This window comes from Nocardia noduli, assembly GCF_019038455.1.
GTDB classification, from domain to species: Bacteria; Actinomycetota; Actinomycetes; order Mycobacteriales; family Mycobacteriaceae; genus Nocardia; species Nocardia noduli.
Map to the genome: position 1 here is coordinate 1 of NZ_JAFMPL010000123.1, position 20,865 is coordinate 20,865.

Below are 20,865 nucleotides of genomic sequence, written 5' to 3' on the forward strand. Positions count from 1 at the left end.
GCCCTCGTGCACGGGGACCCCCCCGAACCACTGCCGATCACACACCCGCGAGAGGGGTACCGGACAGCTTGTGACTGCCCGGTGCCCCGTCACGAACCGTACCCGCTCGACCCCACCGGCCCACGGCAGCCCCGCGGGCCCCTGCACCTCACGGAGCACCACACCATGAACCGTCATCACCTGCGCCCCGACGACGTCTTCACCGCCCCGGCGGAGACCACGCTGCCCGCTGCGCTCACCGGGATCCGGTTGCCGGTCTACCGGGCCGTCACCGACGCCGATCCCTTCACCGAACCGCCCTCCTACGTCACGCTGGTCGGGATCTGTGACCGCATGAAACCCGGTGCCGAATTCGAGGACGTTCCCGACTGGTGCGAGGCCGAACCGACCCCCGATGCCCTGCCGGTCGTCGCGATACTCGCACCCCTGCACCACACCGATTCCGCCGGGCCGCTGATCCATTCGGGCGTGCACCTCGAGGCGGTCACCATCGACGACGGCCAGCGTGTGCACTTCGGACGCGTCCGATTCTCGGGACTGCTCGTGGGCACCCTCAACCGCCGTTGGGGTCGTCGCATGTCGGCGCGGTTGGACTACCCCGCTCCCCGCGCCGTCCAGCTCTGGGCCCACCCGCGCTGAGCGACCCGGCAAGTCGGCGGTCCACCCCGGGCCGCCGACCCTCGCGGGCGCCGACACGTCGCCCACCTCTCGATAGGTCCCCGGCTCCGAAGCGACGAGCCAGGGACCTCACACTCATCAGGAGTACCGAACCAGCATGTACGACACGATCATCCGAATCGAAGCGCTCTCCGACGACAACTGGACCTGTCGGTGCGGCAACCGCCCCGACGTCGCCGGTTTTCAACCGTGCAACACCGAAGGCATCGCGATCGAATTCACCGAGGCCGAATGGGCGGGGCTGTACTGCTGCCAGCACTGCACCCTCATCCTCGACAGCCGCACCTACGACCCCGTCGATCAAACCGTCACCGCCGTGGCCCCGGAAATGGTCGTGATCCCCGACGGACTCGTCCGGACGTGGACCGACGCCGAGCAGGAGAACGTGGCGTCGGCCCGCGCCGCCCGAGAGGTACTGGAGTCCACGCGCCTGCGCCCGTTGTGTGGTGACGCCGTCGAGTTCACCGACGGCGTAGTCGTACGTCTGGCCGAGGATCCGGGCGGCTGGTTCGGGATTCCCGAAGATCACCACGAATGGACTGTTCCACCGCGACTGGCCACCGCGACCCGCTTCGAGTTGGCCGCCGACGGGACGATGCACTACCGCGCCAAGCGCGCCCTCACCGATACCGCGATCGATCCCGGCGAACTGGACTTCGTCGGGCGGCGACACCGCGCCACCACCATCCACACCGCGGACACCCGACGGCTGCGTTTCCAGATCGGTGCCCGCGTGTGGGCAGCCCATCGGATCTCACCGACCGCCACCCTTGCCCGGATCCGTAGCTTGACCCGGCACACACAACAGCGACCGTTCATCGAACACGCTCCCGAGCAGGACCGCACCACCGAGCAGGGCCAGGCCCTGGAATTGATGACCGGCTTGGACTTCCACCTCGCCCGAGGTGGCTGGCTGCCCCAGACATGGTCACAAGCACAACCGCCCGCTACCGCGCCCCTGTCGCAGACTCAACTGCTCGCGCAGCGGTACAGCGCCGAAATCGAAGGACTGACCCGGCTGCTCGGATCGGCGCAGATACTCCATGTCGGCGGTGGCTGCCTGGTCATCGCAGCCAGGATCGGCAGCCGCTACGCCGGTCGCGGCCCGCTGACCGCGCTCATCGCCAACAACGATCCCGGTCTTGCCGGACCGGGAGATGAACACCTGCACTGGTTGGTCAGGATCGAAGAAGACGACAGCGGTGAAATCATCGCGCAGGGACACAGCCTGATCCGCATACGCGACGCCGTCGACATCGCTCTGTCCGCACTGCAAGACAAGGTCGAACCCAGCGAAGACCTGTGCCCGTGTCTGATCGCCGCAGGCGGCGGCTACCTCCCGTTCACCCCCGGCGATGTGGCGCACGCGCGTCGCAGCTACCAAGAGTTCATCGCGGCCCGGCCCGCCGAGGGCAGCAAACCCGACGACCTCGCAGCCGAAGAACTGGCCGCCGAACTCGAACTGAACCAACGCGGGCTGATCGTGCACCACAACACGATGGGCACCGGCGACACTCTGCAATTCATCCGCGTCGACGACGAGCGGATCATGGCCTACGCCAGCGATCACGGCGTCCGGGTGGGCGTATGGGACTCCGACACGCTCACCGGCGAGATCATCAACCACGCGTGGGGCACACACATGTCGGGCTAGCCGACCTCCTGCCGATGCCGCCACACCAACGCAGGCAACTACCTCCGAGCGCGGCAGGGCACAACCACCCATCACTCACGGCAGCCGGGCACAACAGCCCGGCTGCCGCGTCACCTCGATCACCAGGAGGACGGGCCCATGCCCGATCAACCCACCACTGCCACCACGGCGACCACGGCCGCGGATCGAGACCGCCGATCGATCGATCTCACCCCGTTCGGCGTCGCCGAGGTATGGACCGAACCCGAAGGCACCGGCGCAGTCGTCTATCACGTGACCGCGCCCCGCATCACAGGAGCGGTCAGCATCCGCATCGCCCATGCCAGATACGGCGGATCGCATTCGGTGTCGGTCGGCTACGGCGTCGATACCTACGACAGCGACCATCCCGCGCAATGGCCCGAGCGGCTCGACGTAAACGGGATCCGACTGTGCGGCAGATCCGAGATCAGCGTCGAAAACTTCGCGAGTTTCGGGGGTCCCGACGACCCGCACCAGACCCGCAGGGTCCTGCGAACATTCGGACACTACGGAGGTCTTGCACCCGCACCCCCAGCCACCGTCGAGCGGGCATGCGCTCTGATCGTGGCGCTGCTGCTCGACTTCAGCTCCCGCCCCGATCTGGACGAACTGAACCGCGCCGCCGCCGCCAACGAAGCCCGCGCGGCACTGGCACAAGTACAGCGCAAAATCGCACAACTCGACACCTCCATCGCCGAGCACCAGGCCGATCGCCGCCGCCAGCGATCGCGCGCCGAGTCCCTCAGCGCAGTCGTCGAATCCCACCCGTGGACCGATCAGAACAAATACCGACTCCCAGGACTGCGGAACCTACGCACCCGATAGACCAGACGGCGTCCCGACGATCTCGAGCCCCGGCAAGACGCCGGGCACAGTCAGAGTTTCGACCAGTTCGGAGGACAGGGCCATGCCCGATCAACCCACCACCGCAACCACACCCGTCACGCGCACCAGCCGATTCGACCTGGGCGCCTTCGGCGTCGCCGACACCGAAGTCCGCCGTGACTCCACCGGCGGTGTCGTCTACACCGTCACCGCACCTCACATCCGAGGGGCGATCACCGTTCGCGTCGACCAAGCGCTGGCGACCGATACCGCCCAACGGTTCTTCTTCGCCTACGGCATCGACACCCCAGGCACGGAATCCTCCCGCAACCGCGACCGGCTCACCGTCCAACGAAGCTGTCTGGTCGGCTGGAACTCGGTCCACTCGATCGAGATCGCAGGACTCGCCGATTCCGGGCGGGGGCTGGTCACCCGGGAGGACGGATCCTGGGGCACGGAGGCCGCGCCGCCCGCGACGGCCAAACGCACCCGCGCCCTGTTGGCCGCCGTCCTCGCCGACTTCGCCGCGCGCGAGGATCTGGCCGAGATGCACCACATCGCCGCCGTCAGGGACGCCACCGACGCCATCAGCGAATTCACCACGCAAGTCGCGGGAATGAACGCCGAGATCGCGAAGGTGACCGCAGAACGCGACAGGGTCCAGCGCCTCATCGACGCACTGACCTTGATCCGTGACGGTGCGGAATTGCCAGCCCGATACAGCCAGGTACTCGCCGAGGTTCGTGCCGAGGTTCGTGCCGGCATCACGTGAGCGCCGAAGCATTCGCGCCACACTCACGACTGAAACGGCCCGGGACCACGTGGTCCCGGGCCGCTTCAGTTGGTGACCCGAGTGGACGGCGGGTCAGCGTGTTCGTCATCGAGGTCGAACAGAGCCAAGGTCGGGGTGCTCGGCACACACATCGCCTCAGCCAATGCGACAGCGTCCAGGCGCGGCTCCCTGCCCGATCCCAGTAGCGCCGCCCGGATCGCGACCGCGCGACCGTGGCGGCCCCGCGGGTCGATCGCCCCGGGACGCGGCCCCCGATGACGGCCCTGGGCCACGGCATAGCGAATGTTGTTCGTTTGGGTACTGGGTTGCACGTGGTCGGGATGCACACGCACACACAACGTCTCGTTGCAGCCGTGCGCACCGACCTCCCCGTCGGGCAGTTCGATCCCGCCCAGCAGCAGCGCGAAGACATGCCCGTACATCGTGCGCTGCCGGTTACCACGCCGGAAGGTGAGCCGGGTATAGCCGTCGGAGACCGCGCCGGTGTAGAACCAGCACCCGGCAGTGAACACCACCTTGGACCAGAACGCAGCGGCGGTGTCCTCACCAGGACGCAGAGCAGGGTCGTAGACCAACGTCGACGTCGTGACCGGAGCCGGTGGCACCGCCAGGTCCAGGCCCGGAATCTCGAACTGCTGCACCGTCGGTCAGACCGAACCACTCGGAAACGCCTCGGGCACCGATCGGTCGACGACCGAGGCGCCGGACACCGGTGGTGTCGGCGTCGCCGCCGGAGCGGTCACGTCCCCGCCCGCCGTGTCGCTCCCGACAGTCGAGACGATCGCGGCCGTGCCCACAGTGTGATCGGTGTCGGGGATGTTGCGGTGTTTGATCAGACGAGAGACCCGGGTGGTCGACAACGCGGTCGCCTCGGCGATGTCGGCCACGCTCATGCCACGCTCGCGCAGTCGGTGCAGGGCGTGGCCTTGTCGTGCACGGGCACCGGCGGTGTTCACCGTGCACTGCCGCGCCGCTGTCAGCGCTGCGGTGCGGTAGTCGGCGGCGGCCTGGTCGATGGCCTCACCGAGTGCGGTCAACCCCGGCTCACCCGACGCGGCGTCTCGGCTCGCGTGGTCGGGGGCGCCGGTGGTTGGGCCGTGTTCGAGTGCGCTGTGGAAGTCGGTGACGGCGGTGTTGATGCGTTGATCGCGTTGTCGGCCCGCGCGTTGCAGCTCGCCGTCCAGTGTGGTGGTGGCGGCGTCGAGGTCGGTTTGGGATTCGACGAAGTTGGTCATGTCGGCTTCGTCGAGTTCGAGCCGTTGCAATTCTCTGGCTTGTCGCGCCGCGAGGCGGGCTCGTGCGTCGCGGCGTGCTGCCACCGCGGGCTTTCTGGTCTGTGCCGCCATCGCGGTCCTCCTCGTTCCAGCCGGCCACGTGCGCTCAACCTACGCGCGCTGTCGGACACCCTCGCGCGATCAACGCGCGTCCGCGTCACTGCCCTTTGTACCGGCCGCGGATCCGCGCGCGGGCCGCGCGGAGGTGGTGTCGATGAAATCCACCCAAATTGGGTGGATTTCATCGGTCGCGAATTCGGTGAGCGAGGCGAAATCGGCGCGGCGCCGTGTCGTATCGATTCATCTCCGCTGTGTGACTTTTTCCATCGCCGCCCTGATTCCAGCCTTCTCACCTGCCCCGATCCTCTACCGTTGTCTCGCGGTCGACCTTTCCGTGTCGCCGTCTCCCCCAGCGCCCCTTGCCCGGCTGCATTTCCTCACACTCGCTTGCTACAAATCTCTTGCATTCTGGCCGTTAACTTCCGGGCGTAGCGTCGATGGGGTGGGAGGCAACCTGCATAAATTGAGCGCGGGTGACGGCTACACCTACCTCACCAAGCAAGTAGCCGCGATGGACTCCAGCGAGCGCGGAACCGCCACCCTGTCGGACTACTACTCGATGAAAGGCGAAGCCCCCGGCCGCTGGATGGGCTCAGGCCTGACGGGGCTGGCGGGTGTGGAGGCTGGTGATGTGGTCACCGAGGCCCAGATGAAGGCCTTGTATGGGTTGGGGCGCCACCCCGAGGCCGACGCGATCGAAGCGATCAAGATCAACGAACTCGCGCCGATCCATTTCCGCCGCAACCTCGCCCGCGGCATGACTCCTCGCACCGCCGCGGCCCGCGCCGCCGAACGCGCCGCAGAGGACGCACTCGAGCACAGCCGCTTGGGTAGTCCGTTCAAGGTCTACTCGCAGGCATCACAATTCCGGCAAGCCGTCGCGGCGGCGTTCAGTGACCACAACGTGGCCCGTGGCCTGGCCTGGAACACCCCCGTGCCCGACGAGGTACGGGCGAAGATCCGCACCGACCTGGGCCGGTCGATGTTCAGCGACGAGTACGGGCGCCCGCCGTTGGACGAGCGGGAACTGTCGTCGTGGATCGCGCGTAACTCGCGTCAAACCACCCAAGCCTGCGCCGGATACGACTTCACACTGTTCCCGAAACACAAGTCCATCTCCGCGCTGTGGGCTTTGGCCGACAAACAGACCTCCGCGGTGGTGGAGCAAGCCCACCTCGACGCCGCCGCCTACACGATCGAGTTCTTGGAGAACAACGCGGTCTTCACCCGCACCGGCGCCAACGGGGTCGCCCAAGTCGACGTCACCGGCGTGATCGCGACCCTGTTCACCCACCGTGATTCGCGTGCGGGGGATCCGTATCTGCACTCCCACATCGCGATCTCCAACAAGGTCCAAACCCTCGACGGACGCTGGCTGGCCCTGGACGGGCGCACCCTGTACAAGTTCGCGGTGTGGGCGAGCGAGGTCTACAACACCCGCATCGAAACCCTGCTGCGTCAGCGTCTCGGGGTGCGTTTCGTCGAGCACCCGCACACCGATCCGAACAAACGCGGCACGCGGGCGGTCGCGGGGATCTCCGAGTCGTTGTGTGCGTTGTGGTCCTCGCGTGATGCCGCGATCCAAGCGCGCCGCGCCGAACTCGTGCGCGACTTCCAACGCACCTACGGACGCGAACCCTCCCCGCGCGAAGCCTACGACCTCGCCGCGCGCGCGGCGACCGACACCCGCCAAGCCAAACACGAACCACGCACGCACGCCGACCAACGCGCCACCTGGCACGCCGAGGCCGTGGCGCATGTGGGCTCGCGACAGGCGGTCGCCGACATGATCACCGCCGCACTGCATCCCGACATGCCCGAGCAGGATGTGCGGCTTTCGTCGTCGCAGTGGCAGGCGTGGGTCGAGGTCACCGCCGACGCCGTGGTCGACCGCGTGTCCCGGGATCGCGCGACCTGGCAGATCAACCACATCGGTGCCGAAGCCCAGCGGATGGTGTGCGCGGCGAACCTGGCACCGGAAATGGTCGAGGACATGGTGGCACGCGTCATCGCCGCCACCCTCGACCCGGCGCGCAGTGTCGCACTCGAACTGCCGGATCGTTTCGAGGAACCGGCCGCGCTGCGCCGCCGCGACGGAACTGCGGTGTATGTGACCGCTGGGGCCCAGTCCTTCACCAGCACACCGATCCTGGAGGCCGAGGCGCGGATCCTCGATGCCGCCGCCCGCCGTGACGGGCGCCGCGCGAGCGAGGTGGGGGTGGGGATCGCGTTGCTCGAGTACGAAGCCAACCATCCCGACAAGCCGTTGAATCCGGGTCAGGTCGCGTTGATCCGTGACTTCGCGACCTCGGGGGCGCGGGTGCAGTTGGCGTTGGCGGCGGCAGGGACGGGCAAGACGACCGCGATGCGGGTGTTCACCGCCGCGTGGTGTGGTGAGGGTGGCACGGTAATCGGGCTCGCACCGACCGCGAACGCGGCCGCGGTGTTGCGGGAGGAGATCGGGGTCACCTGCGACACGATCGACAAACTCATCGACAGCGTCCGCTACGCCGAATTCGCCGCCGCAGCGGGGATAGAGGCGAGGATCCCGGACTGGGTCACCGGCATCGGCGAGGGCTCGGTGGTGGTGATCGACGAGGCCGCCTTAGCGTCGACCGCGCAACTCGATCAGGTGATCGACTATGTGCTGGGTCGCGGTGGCAGTGTCCGGATGATCTGTGACGACAAGCAATTGGCGGCGATCTCGGCCGGGGGCATCGTGCGCGCGATCGCCGACACCCACGGCGCGTCGAGTCTGGATCACGTCATTCGTTTCCGCGACGAACACAACAATCCCCGCCACGACGAAGCCGCCGCCTCCCTCGCCCTACGCGAAGGCGACCCGGCCGCGATCGGGTTCTACCTCGACCACTCCCGCGTCCACGCCGGTGACGCCACCACCATCGCCGATGCCGCCTACACCGCCTGGGCCGACGATTGCGCGGCCGGACTCGACGCGGTGATGATGGCCCCCACCCACGCCATCACCCGCGAACTCAACACCCGCGCCCGCGCCGACCGCCTCACCGCCCACGGGCATACCGGACCCGAAACCCGGCTCCGCGACGACACATTCGCCTCCGCTGGTGATGTCATCCGCACCACCAAGAATGCGCGACGGCTCACCGTCTCGGCCACCGACTGGGTCCGCAACGGCACCCGCTGGCGCGTCGACCACGTCCACCCCGACGGCGCACTCACCGTCACCGCCCTCCACACCGGACTACGCGCACAACTACCCGCCGACTACGTCGCCACCGAAGTCATCCTCGGGTACGCGGCCACGATCATGACCTCCCAAGGCATCACCGCCGACACCAGCCACACCGTCCTGACAGGGTTCGAGACCCGCAACGACCTCTACATGGCGTTGACCCGCGGCGCACGAGACAACCACGTCTACTTCCCCACCGCGTTGAGCGGGGACGAGCACACCCTGGTCAGCGACGCCGCGATGAATCCCGCTACGGCGGTGGACATGTTCACCCGCATCCTGGCCCGCGACGGTTCCCAACAATCGGCCACCACCACCGCCCACCAACTCCACGACCCCACCCGACGCCTCGCCCCGGCGACCGACGCCTACGTCCACGCCGTCGGCGCGGCCGCCGAAAACCTCCTCCACCCCGGCGAACTCACCCGCATCGACACCGAAGCCGAGAACCTGCACCCCGGCCTCACCGATCAACCCGCGTGGGCAACCCTGCGCGGGCATCTCGCCGCGATCGCCATCACCGGTGCCGACGCGGTCAGCGAACTGCGTCTGGCCTATCACGCCCGCGAGATCGATACCGCTGATGACGTCGCCGCGGTGCTGGATTGGCGGTTGGACAGCAGCGGGGACCACTCCCTGGGACAAGGGTCGCTGCCGTGGCTGACCGGAATCCCCCAGCCCCTACACGAGCATCCCGTGTACGGGCCCTACCTGAGCGCCCGCGCCGACCTCATCAGCGACCTCGCCGACCAGATCCGCACCACCACCGGCGAGTGGACGACCCAGTCCGCGCCGTTGTGGGCGCGGGCGTTGATCTCCCCCGACACCGCACTATTGGGTGACCTCGCGGTGTGGCGGGCCGCGACCGCCGTCCCCGACACCGACCGACGCCCCACCGGCCCGCCACGTTTCGCGATCCGAGAACGCCGCTACCAAACCCGCCTCACCCGAGAAATCAGCGCACTGCTGGGCAGCCCACACCGCGCGGCCGCCCGCTGGGCACCGCTCGCGCAGCGGATCGAGCCCCGGTTGACCGAAGACCCGTACTGGCCGGTGCTCGCCGAACACCTCACCCGCGCCGCCCGCACCGGAACCGACATCGACACCCTCGTCCACACCGTCGCCGCCGAACGGCCGTTGCCCGATGAGCATCCCGCCGCCGCCCTGTGGTGGCGACTGGCCCGCACCCTGATCCCGCTGCATCTCGAACACGCCGAGGTGTTCCGCCCGACCTGGCTATCGGACCTCGAACGTCTCCTCGGTCCCGAACAGGTCGCAGCGATCCTCGACGATCCCGGATGGGCGGGACTGTTGGCTGCGGTCGAGGACGCCGGAAATCGGTGGCTGCCCGCAGATCTGTTCGACCTCGCCGTCGAAACTCTGCGCGACCGCGCCGATGAGGACCTATTGCCCGCGAGCGAACTCGTCACCGCGCTCACGGCCCGCATCGCCACCCTGAGCAACACTCCTGCCCCGAGCGACCCCGACCACGCCGGACTCACCACCGCGCAACCGCCGCCGGACCTCGAACAACTCCCACCCGACCCCGCCGACCAACCGGCACCGGCGATGCGGTCGCTGTTCGACGGTGAGCAGGTAACGACCAGCGAGGTCGTCGACGAGGACTACCTGAGCGCGCTGGCATCCCAGGAACCGCCCGCCGATCCCGTCGAAGTCCAGGACACACCACCACCGGTGCTGGTCGGTGTGCTCGATGTGGCGCCGCTGAGCGACTGGGATCTCACCACACCCGCCACCCCGACACCGCTGCCCTACGCCGAACTCTCTGCCCGCCAGCGTGTTACCCGTTTGCGCAGTGACCTCGACACCGCGCGTCGGCGCGCGCACGAGTTGTGGTCGGCGCACCTGGCCGGGCAAGGACACCACCGGCGCGCGGCCGCGCCGATGCTGCACGGGCTGCGCCGCAGCGCCGACAGTCAGAACCGGGCCCGCGTCGCCGCGGCCGAGGCCCACCACCAATGGACCCTGGCCGAGGAAACGGCCACCGGTATCGAAAACGAGCACGCCAGCGCGCAACACGAGGCGGCCACCGTCCACGCCGACGGAGACGAACTCGCCGCGCTGACACTCGACCTGCACGCGAGCCTGCTCGGGATGGAAGCCGACAGCGCCCGCGCCGCCGCCGACACCGCCAAAGCCCTCGCCGAGGAGAAAGAGCACGCCTGGCGCGATGTCGCCACCGCCCAGGCCAGCGTCCCGGTCAGTCTCGAACATCTCGACCTCGCCCACCAGACCGCCGAGGGCCTGGACCTCGACGCCGTCCTGGCCGCTCGCGCCGAGGTCGAACGACTCGAAGGCCAACTCCTACGCGCCGAACACACCGCCAACCGCACCACCGACGACACCACCACCGTCACCGACGACACCGTCGACGAGCCCCGCGAGGACCAACCACTACTCACCCCGCCGCGCGTGCCGGTGGCCACCCTGCCCCGCCCCGACACGACCGCGCGGCAGCGTCAACGCTCCAGCAGTGCCGAGGTCGCCGAACGGCTGCGTGGTAACCGGCTACAGATGCTGAGCACCACGCGCCTCGCCCACGAAATCGCCAGCGTGGGGGAACAACTGCGCCGCACCCGAGCACAACCGGCCTACACCACACTCACCCCGACCGCCGTGGCCGACCAGACCCGCGCCACCCACGCTCGCCTACACGCCCAAGCCGACGCCATCACCACCGCCCGCACCGACCACACCACAGTCGAAACCCTCGACCGCGACGTGGCCCGGGCGCGTACCGAACTGGCCACCCTGACCCACCGCCGCGACACCCAGCACCCGCGCGGGCGGGCCCGCCGCCAACTCGACACCGACATCACCACCGCCCAAACCCATCTCGCCGAACTGACTACCCGTCACGGTCAGGCCGAGGAACAGGCAACCCGAACCCGCGCGGCCGCGATCGCGCTCGGCGCGCTCCCGGACCGATGGGACCACATCCTCACCCGCACCAGCGACCCCGACACCCTCGCCCGCGAACTCACCGCCGCCATCGCCGAAGACACCCAACGCAACCAGAACCACCGACAACAGCAGCGCCAGACCGAACAACGCATCACCGAACTCACCACCGCACTCAACGCCGCGATCGCCGAACAGCAACGCCGCGACGAACTCGACGAACACACCCGCGCAGAGGAAGAACGTCTCCGCGCTGAGGAAGCGACACCCGAGTCCACCCCGGTGGGGCCGGTGACTGGCTCACGCGCAACCCGATCATCCGGACGTCGCCGCGATCGACGTCCCACTCACGACCCCACCAAGCGCCGCCGCGGACCATCGATGTAGCAACACGTAGTCCCGGGTAAGAACAGTGGAACCGATTGTGCCGCCAATGCTTAGCGTGGTCATCGTTAGGTGTGGTCAACGATCACCGACGCAGGCACAATGGCACCCGTGGCAGACGACACCAACGACATGCGCCCGAGCGGGTCCAGTGCTGATCCCCTCGACGAACGACGCTACATTCCAGGGCTCCGGGACGCCGCATGGAGAGCTGCCTTCGGCGCTGGCGACCCGACTCCTGAACAACAGGCCGCCCGTGAAGTGCTGGGGGCCGTGCTGAAAGAATCCCGTCGCTCATCCGGACTATCCCGAGCGGCCGTAGCCCAAGCACTGGGACTCACCCTCACCGCGGTGGAGAAGCGCGAAACCGGCATGAGGCTGATATCCATCACCGACGCGCGCGAGATGACCGGCCGGTATCACCTCGACCCCGACGCCTTCGTTGCCGAAGTACTCGAACGGGTCAATGCGGCAGGCGACCGGTAGCTGCCCTACAGGCGTGGTCGCGTTCGACTGACATGGTAGGAAATGCCTGACTGCCTTTGCGAGAAGTGGTCATCCGGTGCGTTCCAGCCCGGTTCGTGAACCGGCCGGTGATGTGGGTGCTGCATGCCAGCGGACGGGACCTGGCAGTGTGCCGTCCAGGATCATCCGGGCACTACGACGGCTGCCGCCGCGGTCGGTCACCGTGACCTCATACAGGATTCTGCGTAGACGCCCGCTCCCCTGACCCAAGCCGTCGTAGGCCACTACGCGCGCGGTGATGTCGATCGAGGACCGGATCGCCTTCGGGGAGACCGTCAGCAGTACCGCGCCATTCTGACGAATCCGGGCGGCGATCACCCGTGAGCGTGCAGGTGAGGCGGCCACCGTCGGGTCACCGAGCGCGATAATGTCGATGCCATCGGTGAGAACGGCGACCGCCTCGAAGATGTCGAAGCCCGCTGGCGGCAGGACATGGGCGATGCGCTGTAGATCGCCGCCCATCTCGGAGTAGGCGAGCCACCCGACTCCAGGGTTTCCTACGAGTGCGGCGTGGCACCCGGCAACGGATGCCGCGGCCAGCAGTCCCATCAGAATTGTGGCGCTGCCGGTGCAGCAGACCACACTTCCGCGGGGCAGTCCCCCGTTCGGCAAAAGTTGTCCGAGCGGGCCCTCGATCGCGATCACCTCGATGTCTTCGGCAACGTGGCCCGGTTGCTGCGGTGCGCTGGCGTGGACATCCGCAGTACCTGACCGCGCTGGGATAGCGGCAATCTTGGCGCGTAGCCGCTGCAATTGTTGAGCGCGTGGCAAGTCGCTGATCGGCTGTTCGGTTCTCCCGTCTTCTGAAACATCCCCGCGTCGATCGAACATATGTTCTATTTTGCCCTAGTTGACCGGATGCGTCGATAGCACGCGCCGATCGATTGCCGAATATGTGCTGAACGTGCGGGGCGTAGAGCTGCTGACTGCTCTCCCGAGGTGTCCAGGTCTACTGTGGTCGTCGATGTTGCGCGTCGCGCGGCGTCAGAGCTCTGGAGGTGCACCACTGGTACACCTCCAGTTGGCCCGCGCCGTTGCCCGTCGAGATCGCGCAGGACACCTGGGCGATCCAGGCTCCGGTCGCCGTATTAACTGCACCTACCTCTGCGCTGGCGCGTACGAGTTCCCACCACTGCCGGTCAGTACGCGGCACCGTCAGAGCATCCAACTCAGCCTCTCCGAATGAGCGGCTGCAAACGGGAGTGAACCATAGGCCTGCTCACCAGCGGAAAGACGGAACCTTCGATGCAATGCTGTTCGCTGAGGTCATGAAGTAGGTCCGAGTGCCCCTTGCCCACACGCTCGTCATGATGCCGACGGCCCTTCCCGATGAGTCGAGAACTGCGGCCCCGGCGAACCCCTGGTACGCCCCCGCGTTGCCTCCCTGGAGTGGCGGAGCATTGTGTAGATCCAATTGCCAGATGTCTCCATGCTGGCCGGTCACCGTGCCCTGCGCCCATATGCCCGTTCCGTCGTCGGCGATGCCGAAAACCCGCACCCTGGCGTCCGGCGAGGGGGTCGTCCACTGGATGCGTGAGACTTCCGGGATGGGTTTTTCCAGTTTCAGCACCGCAAGACCGTGCTGATCGCTGTCATCCCACCAGTCCAGCTGACCCGGATATCGCGCCCGGTATCTGCCACTGACCGGGATGACCTCAACTGCTTCAGGCACCTTGTAAGCCATTTTGCCCTGGGCGGTAAGCCTCGGTGCCTCAAGAACGAATGCATGGGTGAGGACAGCATTAGACGACAGCAGTACGCCCATGCCGACCTGGTATCGCGTGCGGCCAGGATTTGAAACAACCTGCACCGCCGAACCGTTTGGATCACTGACCAGACGTGAAGTCGTATCTCTCGCAGCGGCAGCACGCTCGTGCAGGCCCTGAAAGCGCTGCGCCTCGGTCTCGGGAGTTCTGTCGTCGACCGCTCTGACCGCGAGCCATCGAACCAGGCTGTCGAGCTGCCATGCAGTTGGCCATCGGGTGCCGCTGAGGATCTTCGCGACGAGATCACGGTTCATCGTGGCGCGGTAGTCACCTGCGGCGATACCCTCGCTGATCGTTCGGATCCCCGGGCCGTCTGCCGCACGGTACAACTCATGCAAGCTCTCCAGCACAGCTCGCCGCGGCCCTGCCGCGAACTGTTCGACAGGCGGAATCTCCACTCCACGCATCCCGCGTCGGCTCGATCGGTTACCAGGATGGATACCGCTGGGTTTTCCCTCTTGCGATTCCTGACTGTGCACGTCTGGACGGAACCTGGTGCCGACAAGAGGCTCCCGAGGATGTGGGCTAGACAGTGGCGTCGCCGCCGCAGCGCGATAGAGCGATTCCCATTGGGTGGCCGAGGGAGTCTCGCCGACCGTTGTACTTATCGCTCGCACTACCGCCCACAACTGTTCCCAGGATGGCGGCACCCTGCGTTCGTTCATCCACCCGGACAGGGTCCGACGGCTGCGAATCGGCGACGGCGCGGGGAGGTCGGTAGGACGTCCGGTGCGGCGGTGTTGCATATTTGCGCGCATGTAGTCGATGCGAAGCATCTCGTTTGCGTATCGCACGATTTCTGCGTCTGTGAGCTGGTGGGCCTTTAGTCTCAACTGTTTTAGCCCAGCCGCCAGCGCATCACGGGCATCAGTTATTTTAACCCCCTGGTCAGTCGCGACTGCTGTCCTCCTTGTGCTGGAATCCACCTCCGCGCATTTCGCGCACCGCGGACGATGGTCCTGACAAAAGTGTCAGCGAGTGACAGCCAACTTACACATGGGCATGGCCGTGTTCAGCGGTTTTTCGAGGAAAGACTTCGAAGTGACAGCGATAGGCGAGCCGGTCACGGGCACGATTTCAATGGGAAGGGCCAGGAGGGACGCCCACCAGGACGCCCCTCTCCGACACCGATCTGCCGCGAATGACGTTGGCTCGTAGGCCGCGACAGATCTCCACATTGGAGAACCGATGCCCCTCCACCGTAAGTCCGGCCCCCACCGCCGGACTAGTGACACCCTGAAAACGCTCACCCGCCGGGGGCAGCTCACCGCCGCCAGCACCATGGCCTCGGCTGTGCTCGCCGATGCCGCGCTGAATTCCTCGGCCGCGGATGCTGGCTCGCACTGGTCGCTACTACTTGCCAGCACCAGCATGTTCCTCGCGTGCACCGCGCTGCGAGGCATACACGCGTTGTGGTGGCGCTACTGGCCTACCGTGATCGTCATTGATCGCGGTAGGCGCTGACCGGTACCCCGGCCGGTCAGCGCCTGGCCGCCGGTCCGGGTTCCATCTACACCCTCCACTCATCGCCCGCTCGGTTCCTTCCTCCCGGAGGGAACCGAGCGGGCGATTTCTGTTTCGGCCTGGCTTACGCGGCAATCGGTTCGGAGAACCGCTCGATGAGCTTGCTGTTCACCGCTTTCACGAGCCCACACCGATCAGTTCGGCGACCGGCTGCGTGACGGCGTTGCCCAGCACCGCAGCGGCTAGTGCAGAGAAGTCGTGCGGACCCAGGCGTGCACCAGCCCCGGGGCACTCCCGGATACGGCGAGACCGCCCGCGGTAACCCGGAGCGGCAACCGGCTGGCATTGAACCCGGCGTCCGGCGTAGGAATCAACTGCCCGAGGTCGACCGTGACCGCGCGCGGAGGGTCGACCACTCGGTACGGCGGCGGATCGAAGATTTGCGGCCACTTATCGAACACGTATTCGAACGTAATCGATTCGGGCTTCTTTCTGTGCAGGTGCGTGCCTATTTGTATCCGTAGACAGGCGAATTTCAGGCTACCGAGATCCTCAGCCGGGCGTGACCGAGAGCGAGGGCAGGGATCTGACACCCCGGACCAGGTCGCGGACGAGTTCGTCGTAATCCGCGTAGGCGCGGCCCAGTCCGCGGCGCTCGATGCCGTCGGGGCCGTCGAGCACGAACCGGTCGAACGCGCGCGAGTGCAGGTAGGCCAGGCGCGCGTACACCGCGCCGAGGCTGTCGGGATGCTCGATGGCGCCAGGGGGTGCCTGGCCGAAAAGTCGGTGGGCTTCGCTGTCGATGGCGGCGATATGGCGGCATGCGCTGTTCCATATGCCGATCACCGAGTCGACTTCTGTGTCCACAGTCTCCGGCGTAGCGCTCCTGCGGCCTGGATCACTGCTTTCGGGCAGGGTTGCTAGCCGTCGGTGCGCATCGAGCAAACCGGCGAGGGAATCGAGCAGGATCGATCCGCGCACGGCGCGGACGTCGTCCATGTCGCTTCGGGCGAACACCTTCGCGATGAGTCGGCTATCTGGCAGCGGACCGAATGTGTCGGCACCGTTCACGACATTCCCCCTGTGACCTCGCCGCAACGAGTCCGCTCGACGCGGCTTCGGGTGTTCACCCCCTCGGTGACCATCCCGCGATGTGCGCCCGATCTCGGAGAACGAGCCCGACCGTTCGCGTACGCATGGCCGACCCCCGGAGAAGAACACGCAGTATCTGTAATCTACTCCGTGTCAATAACTTCCGCTGACTCCGCCCTCTGTCTGGCTGGGCGGGGGTGGTGCAACGGCGACGGCCCCGCACCGGTGGTGGCGGGGCCGTCGAAGCCTGCGGGGTGTCAGAGGACGCGGACGTCCTGGGCCTGCGGACCCTTCTGGCCCTGGCCGATCTCGAACTCCACGCGCTGTCCCTCGTCCAGGGATTTGAACCCGGAGCCGCTGACGGACGAGTAGTGCACGAAGACGTCGGGGCCTCCGCCGTCTTGAGCGATGAAGCCGAAGCCCTTCTCGCTGTTGAACCATTTCACGACGCCTTGAGCCATATTCATTCTTTCTGTTCCAGCCGGAGCCTGATACACGCAATGCCCCGGTCTTCAAGGTCAACGCCGCCGAAATCGGATCGGTTCCGCATCCTTGAACAATCGCGCCTGGACACCACAGTCCTTCTGTCTTGCCGGACGGGCGTACACCTCGCCCTGCGGAGCCGAGACTGCGATATCAGTCGCCAGGAGGGGTGAGGCGCTTCCACGACTGAGATGACCTGATCAGATCGGCGCTGATCGTGGAAGGCTCGCGTTCGTCGGAGCCGGGCCTTTCGTAGAGCACCGTGTCGTCCGGGTGAACATGCCAGCGACCGCCCGCGATCGGGGTGTCGCGTGCCTCGACGTAGATCTCGGCCGCTGGATCGCCGGTAGTGTCATCCATGATTCTCGCGTCTCCTCGGTGAGTGTTTGCGGGTCGATTCTGCCGGACCGATCGGTCTGATACGTTCCCGTGGTCACCGATCCCAAATGTTTGCCACAGATATGCTGTTGTGGTGATTCCGGAGCCGATGTTGGCGACGGCCGGGCGGCCGCCGGAGGATTCGCACGTCTGGTGGCGCGAGATGAAATATGACGGCATGAGGGCGGTCACGGTCGTTCGTGGTGGCGACGTTCGGATCTTTTCTCGGACTCTGCGCGAAGTCACTGGATCGTTCCCCGAGGTGGAGGCGTCGGTGGCTGCGCTGTCCGCTGGACGGGACATGGTCATCGATGGAGAACTGATCAGTCCTGATGTCACCGGCGCGCCGTCGTTTCGGCGGTTGCAGCGGCGGATGTGGTTGCGTGCGCCGACTCCGCTCCAGATCCGTTCGACCCTTGTCCAGCTGGTTGCCTTCGATCTGCTGGAACTGGAAGGGCGGTCTTTACAGGGTTCCTCCTACGTCGAGCGGCGGGCGCGGTTGATCGATCTGGGATTGTCGGGACCGCTGGTGTGGACCTCACCGGCGTGGTCGGACGTCGACCCCGCGACGCTGCTCGTGATTTCGAGAGAGCATCGTCTCGAGGGAATCCTGAGCAAACGCGCGGATTCGGCGTATCGTCCTGGGCAACGCTCGCGGCTGTGGATCAAAACGGTGTTGAGATCCCGTACGGATGTCGTTGTGGCGGGCTGGATTCCGGCTCGCGGTGGAGACGGCATCGGTGCCCTGGTTCTGGGTGCGTACAGCCCCGACTCGGTCTTGACCTATGTGGGCCGGGTCGGTACCGGCTTCACACTGGCAATGCGCCGATCGCTGCGTGAGCGCCTGGACCGGCTCGCCCGACCCGAGCGCCCGCTCGACTATCCGAAAGCGGGCAGGTCGGTGCGCTGGGCGGCCCCGGATCTCGTTGGGGCCGTGGACTATCGAGATTTCGTCGGCACGCTGCGACATCCGAGTTGGGTCGGCCTTCGCTCGGACGTGGCGCCACACGATGTCACGCTGCCCGATCGCGCCGACTGAATCGTTCCCAGCCGATCATGTCAGCACCAGATGTCTCGCGGCCTCCGAATGAGAGCGGAACCGGGTGAAGCGAAATCGGTTCTGCATGAAGCGGAGTGATCGCGGCAACTCGACGCGGCACGCAGCTCCCGCGCCGAGGTGGACTGAAATACGACTGGACTGAATTCAGGCCGTCAGGTTAGGCTCGGCTGGTGGACCTCGAGACCGAACTGACGAACTTCCTCGGAGAACGGCGCGCGTTGGTCGATGCCATGGTGCGTGAGTTCGGCCGAGGCGCGTCGGGGCGTGAGATCGCCCGTGCCGTGGCACCGGCGTTCGGTCGGGATGTGGTCAAGACGTTCCTGTCCGCAGTCGCGATCGCGAACTCGGCACGAAAGGCGTTGACAGAAGCCGAAATGAGCGGAGTGGTCGATGTCGTCTTGCCCGGCATCGACCTACCGCGTGAAGCGCGGCTGGTGGTCGCGAGCGATCCGAGCGAGACCGACGATTTCGCGAACCTCCCGGCACGGGTTCGCGCGGCATTGCGTGATTTCCACATCACCATCGCCCCTCCGGGCGGCGCGGAGTCCGCCCCCGAAGGCGGCGGAGCGGGTGCCGACGACCTGCTACTGGCGGGCGAATTCGTGCGTCTGGTCAAACTCAGGCCGCGCTCGTGAGCATCCGTGACGCCCGACGGCCGCCGGTGAGGCAGAACCGAACGCAGCTGAAAAGTCAGCACCGCGACACGCCCTGCTGGGGTGCTGGCGCGGGTCATCGGGCGCTGATAACGTCGAGGACCAGCTCCCATCACCTGAGTTCACGGTGGTGGATGAGGCCTCGACGAATGTCTCGTTGTTGCGCCGCCCGATCGCCTCTCCCGCGGACGCAGCGACTCCATTTCGTTTTTCCTGGGACGGCGGATCACTGGATCTGTCGTCTCGTTTCCCGCTACGTATTCGACGGTTACAGAGGAGATCGGTGATGCCCACACCAGCGAGGCAATGCCTCACGATGCCAAGGGGCTACCGTTGGCGGACAGTGACAACACCGAACCCACCCTCTTCCCAGTCGGCGGAAGTGAACCCGGCCATGAGCACCAATCCCCGCCTGCGGACTCACGTGGAGACCCGCTACCAGGACGAACTGCCCCGGGACTGGAGCCAGGCGCGCCGCGAGGAGTACCTCGACGGCCGGGTCGCCGAGATCCGGGCGGGGATCGAAGAGACGACCAGGATGCTGCTGGAGCACAACGTGGTTCAGTTCAGCCTCGATCAGCATCGTTCGCCCAGCGAGCAGGAGAGGATCGGGCTGGCCAACAACTCCCGCCTCCAGGCCGAAGAGAGCGCTTTGGCCGAGCTCTACGACGGCTACGAATTCCCGGAGCCGATCGAGCCGGACGGGGAGCCGAGCCAGGCAGAGCGGGAGGCGCTGATCGGGGCGCGGATGGACGCCCAGTGGACGGCACTGCCGTCGATGCAGCGGTGGATGACGCCTTGGGCCGACGACCCGGACGACGACCTGATCGGGCTGGCCCGCAGGCTGTGGCGCAGCCACGACATCCAGACCAAGGTGGCAGCAGCCCACCTGCTACACGCACGCCGCACAGCGAATCTGCCGATCCCGGCCTCACCCGAGGATCCGCTGCTGGCGCAGATCCACCAGGAACTGCTCGACGGGATCGCGGCCGAAGAACAACGCCAGTACCAACTGCGCGTCGCCAACTCCCGCCAGAGCTAACCGCTTCATCCGAGCCGCCGTCGTTCGCCGCGCTGGCCGAGCGTCCCCCGCTGACGCAGGTCCAGCCCGGCGAACCACTCGTGATCACCGCTGATCACCACACCCTGCTGGTTCGTGTGGTACAGCCCCCCAGCGGTCTCGATTCCCCACTGGTCGTCGAGGAAATCGCCACCGGTGCTCGCCACGAATTCAGCTGGGCGAGAATGCCTGCGGACTGTCGTCGCCTCTCCCCCGTCGAACACCACGCCCTGCACACCGACGGCCCCCACATCGCTGCGATCACCGATCTGTCGGTCGGCGACGTGCTCATCAACACACCGCTGTCGTATCAGGAGCCCGAAATCGTTCGGGTCGTGGAAATCTCGCCCGACCACACCTACGGCGAGGCCGGTGTCGGACGCGTCGTACTCGAACGAGTGGACACCGGTGCCCGCTACGCCCGCTCCGGCACCGGCATGGGCCCGCACTGGCGTCACACCCGCTTGCCCGTCGACCCCGCCGCAACGCCGGTATCACCGCACGACACCGGCGCGTCCATCGCCACCGGCACAGAACACGCGGATCCCCGGATCCCGAC

19 protein-coding genes are annotated in these 20,865 nt (G+C 66.7%); 11 read left to right on the forward strand and 8 right to left on the reverse strand.

Going from position 1 to position 20,865, the window contains the following annotated elements; translation table 11 throughout:
• Nucleotides 1–165 precede the first annotated feature (165 nt).
• From JZ792_RS36110 to JZ792_RS36125, 4 genes are all read left to right on the forward strand, one after another.
• Nucleotides 166–639, forward strand: a complete 474-nt coding sequence (locus JZ792_RS36110; protein ID WP_216917391.1) for a hypothetical protein — start codon at nucleotides 166–168, stop codon at nucleotides 637–639.
• 136 nt (nucleotides 640–775) lie between these two features.
• The gene (locus JZ792_RS36115) at nucleotides 776–2,332 is read left to right on the forward strand and encodes a hypothetical protein (protein ID WP_216917392.1); all 1,557 of its coding nucleotides are present in this window, start codon (nucleotides 776–778) and stop codon (nucleotides 2,330–2,332) included.
• A 138-nt stretch (nucleotides 2,333–2,470) separates the two neighbouring features.
• A complete protein-coding gene (locus JZ792_RS36120) occupies nucleotides 2,471–3,178 on the forward strand; it encodes a hypothetical protein (RefSeq protein WP_216917393.1) in 708 nt (235 codons plus the stop codon).
• 82 nt (nucleotides 3,179–3,260) lie between these two features.
• The gene (locus JZ792_RS36125; protein WP_216917394.1) at nucleotides 3,261–3,950 is read left to right on the forward strand and encodes a hypothetical protein; all 690 of its coding nucleotides are present in this window, start codon (nucleotides 3,261–3,263) and stop codon (nucleotides 3,948–3,950) included.
• Between the two features lie 65 nt (nucleotides 3,951–4,015).
• On the opposite strand, the gene JZ792_RS36130 is transcribed toward JZ792_RS36125, so the two are convergent.
• On the reverse strand, nucleotides 4,016–4,612 hold the full coding sequence (locus JZ792_RS36130) for a hypothetical protein (RefSeq protein ID WP_216917395.1): 597 nt from the start codon (nucleotides 4,610–4,612) through the stop codon (nucleotides 4,016–4,018).
• Nucleotides 4,613–4,618: 6 nt separating this feature from the next.
• Nucleotides 4,619–5,317 carry a helix-turn-helix domain-containing protein gene (locus tag JZ792_RS36135; protein ID WP_216917396.1) on the reverse strand — a complete coding sequence of 233 codons (699 nt, stop codon included), beginning with the start codon at nucleotides 5,315–5,317 and terminating at the stop codon, nucleotides 4,619–4,621.
• A 430-nt stretch (nucleotides 5,318–5,747) separates the two neighbouring features.
• Here JZ792_RS36135 and mobF point away from each other — a divergent pair, with 430 nt between their 5' ends.
• Together mobF and JZ792_RS36145 are read left to right on the forward strand one after the other, a co-directional pair.
• Complete coding sequence (gene mobF / locus JZ792_RS36140; protein ID WP_216917397.1) at nucleotides 5,748–11,828, forward strand: MobF family relaxase; 6,081 nt, start codon at nucleotides 5,748–5,750, stop codon at nucleotides 11,826–11,828.
• Between the two features lie 108 nt (nucleotides 11,829–11,936).
• Entirely contained in the window at nucleotides 11,937–12,311 is a 375-nt protein-coding gene (locus JZ792_RS36145) for a helix-turn-helix domain-containing protein (RefSeq protein WP_216917398.1), read from the forward strand.
• A gap of 69 nt (nucleotides 12,312–12,380) precedes the next feature.
• Here JZ792_RS36145 and imuA' read toward each other — a convergent pair whose 3' ends face one another.
• Together imuA' and JZ792_RS43135 are read right to left on the reverse strand one after the other, a co-directional pair.
• The gene (gene imuA' / locus JZ792_RS36150; RefSeq protein WP_216917399.1) at nucleotides 12,381–12,995 is read right to left on the reverse strand and encodes a DnaE2-dependent mutagenesis accessory factor ImuA'; all 615 of its coding nucleotides are present in this window, start codon (nucleotides 12,993–12,995) and stop codon (nucleotides 12,381–12,383) included.
• Nucleotides 12,996–13,569: 574 nt separating this feature from the next.
• Entirely contained in the window at nucleotides 13,570–14,514 is a 945-nt protein-coding gene (locus JZ792_RS43135; protein ID WP_216917400.1) for a S1 family peptidase, read from the reverse strand.
• Nucleotides 14,515–15,304: 790 nt separating this feature from the next.
• On the opposite strand from JZ792_RS43135, the gene JZ792_RS36160 reads away from it, so the two are divergent.
• Nucleotides 15,305–15,580, forward strand: coding sequence for a hypothetical protein (locus JZ792_RS36160; RefSeq protein WP_216917401.1), 276 nt, complete (start codon nucleotides 15,305–15,307; stop codon nucleotides 15,578–15,580).
• 552 nt (nucleotides 15,581–16,132) lie between these two features.
• On the opposite strand, the gene JZ792_RS36165 is transcribed toward JZ792_RS36160, so the two are convergent.
• The 3 genes from JZ792_RS36165 to JZ792_RS36175 all read right to left on the reverse strand — a co-directional run bounded on the left by JZ792_RS36165 (nucleotide 16,133) and on the right by JZ792_RS36175 (nucleotide 17,515).
• A complete protein-coding gene (locus tag JZ792_RS36165; protein ID WP_216917402.1) occupies nucleotides 16,133–16,447 on the reverse strand; it encodes a hypothetical protein in 315 nt (104 codons plus the stop codon).
• Between the two features lie 482 nt (nucleotides 16,448–16,929).
• Nucleotides 16,930–17,133 carry a cold-shock protein gene (locus JZ792_RS36170; RefSeq protein WP_216917403.1) on the reverse strand — a complete coding sequence of 68 codons (204 nt, stop codon included), beginning with the start codon at nucleotides 17,131–17,133 and terminating at the stop codon, nucleotides 16,930–16,932.
• A gap of 175 nt (nucleotides 17,134–17,308) precedes the next feature.
• Nucleotides 17,309–17,515, reverse strand: a complete 207-nt coding sequence (locus JZ792_RS36175) for a hypothetical protein (RefSeq protein WP_216917404.1) — start codon at nucleotides 17,513–17,515, stop codon at nucleotides 17,309–17,311.
• A gap of 127 nt (nucleotides 17,516–17,642) precedes the next feature.
• Between JZ792_RS36175 and JZ792_RS36180 the strand changes: the two genes are divergently transcribed.
• From JZ792_RS36180 to JZ792_RS36190, 3 genes are all read left to right on the forward strand, one after another.
• A complete protein-coding gene (locus tag JZ792_RS36180) occupies nucleotides 17,643–18,572 on the forward strand; it encodes an ATP-dependent DNA ligase (protein ID WP_216917409.1) in 930 nt (309 codons plus the stop codon).
• A gap of 191 nt (nucleotides 18,573–18,763) precedes the next feature.
• Nucleotides 18,764–19,228: a hypothetical protein gene (locus tag JZ792_RS36185; protein WP_216917405.1), complete on the forward strand. Its 465-nt coding sequence runs from the start codon at nucleotides 18,764–18,766 to the stop codon at nucleotides 19,226–19,228.
• Nucleotides 19,229–19,640: 412 nt separating this feature from the next.
• Nucleotides 19,641–20,288: a hypothetical protein gene (locus JZ792_RS36190; RefSeq protein WP_216917406.1), complete on the forward strand. Its 648-nt coding sequence runs from the start codon at nucleotides 19,641–19,643 to the stop codon at nucleotides 20,286–20,288.
• 5 nt (nucleotides 20,289–20,293) lie between these two features.
• Here JZ792_RS36190 and JZ792_RS36195 read toward each other — a convergent pair whose 3' ends face one another.
• A complete protein-coding gene (locus JZ792_RS36195) occupies nucleotides 20,294–20,473 on the reverse strand; it encodes a hypothetical protein (RefSeq protein WP_216917407.1) in 180 nt (59 codons plus the stop codon).
• Between the two features lie 18 nt (nucleotides 20,474–20,491).
• Here JZ792_RS36195 and JZ792_RS36200 point away from each other — a divergent pair.
• On the forward strand, nucleotides 20,492–20,865 hold a 374-nt coding region (locus tag JZ792_RS36200; RefSeq protein WP_216917408.1), incomplete at its 3' end, for a hypothetical protein.

Coding starts and splice junctions, on each gene's coding strand:
- JZ792_RS36125 (WP_216917394.1), top strand. CDS start 3,261: ATGCCCGATCAACCCACCACCGCAACCACACCCGTCACGCGCACCAGC.
- JZ792_RS36190 (WP_216917406.1), top strand. CDS start 19,641: ATGAGCACCAATCCCCGCCTGCGGACTCACGTGGAGACCCGCTACCAG.
- JZ792_RS36115 (WP_216917392.1), top strand. CDS start 776: ATGTACGACACGATCATCCGAATCGAAGCGCTCTCCGACGACAACTGG.
- JZ792_RS36175 (WP_216917404.1), bottom strand. CDS start 17,515: ATGGATGACACTACCGGCGATCCAGCGGCCGAGATCTACGTCGAGGCA.
- JZ792_RS36180 (WP_216917409.1), top strand. CDS start 17,643: ATGTTGGCGACGGCCGGGCGGCCGCCGGAGGATTCGCACGTCTGGTGG.
- JZ792_RS36170 (WP_216917403.1), bottom strand. CDS start 17,133: ATGGCTCAAGGCGTCGTGAAATGGTTCAACAGCGAGAAGGGCTTCGGC.
- JZ792_RS36135 (WP_216917396.1), bottom strand. CDS start 5,317: ATGGCGGCACAGACCAGAAAGCCCGCGGTGGCAGCACGCCGCGACGCA.
- JZ792_RS36160 (WP_216917401.1), top strand. CDS start 15,305: ATGCCCCTCCACCGTAAGTCCGGCCCCCACCGCCGGACTAGTGACACC.
- JZ792_RS36110 (WP_216917391.1), top strand. CDS start 166: ATGAACCGTCATCACCTGCGCCCCGACGACGTCTTCACCGCCCCGGCG.
- JZ792_RS36120 (WP_216917393.1), top strand. CDS start 2,471: ATGCCCGATCAACCCACCACTGCCACCACGGCGACCACGGCCGCGGAT.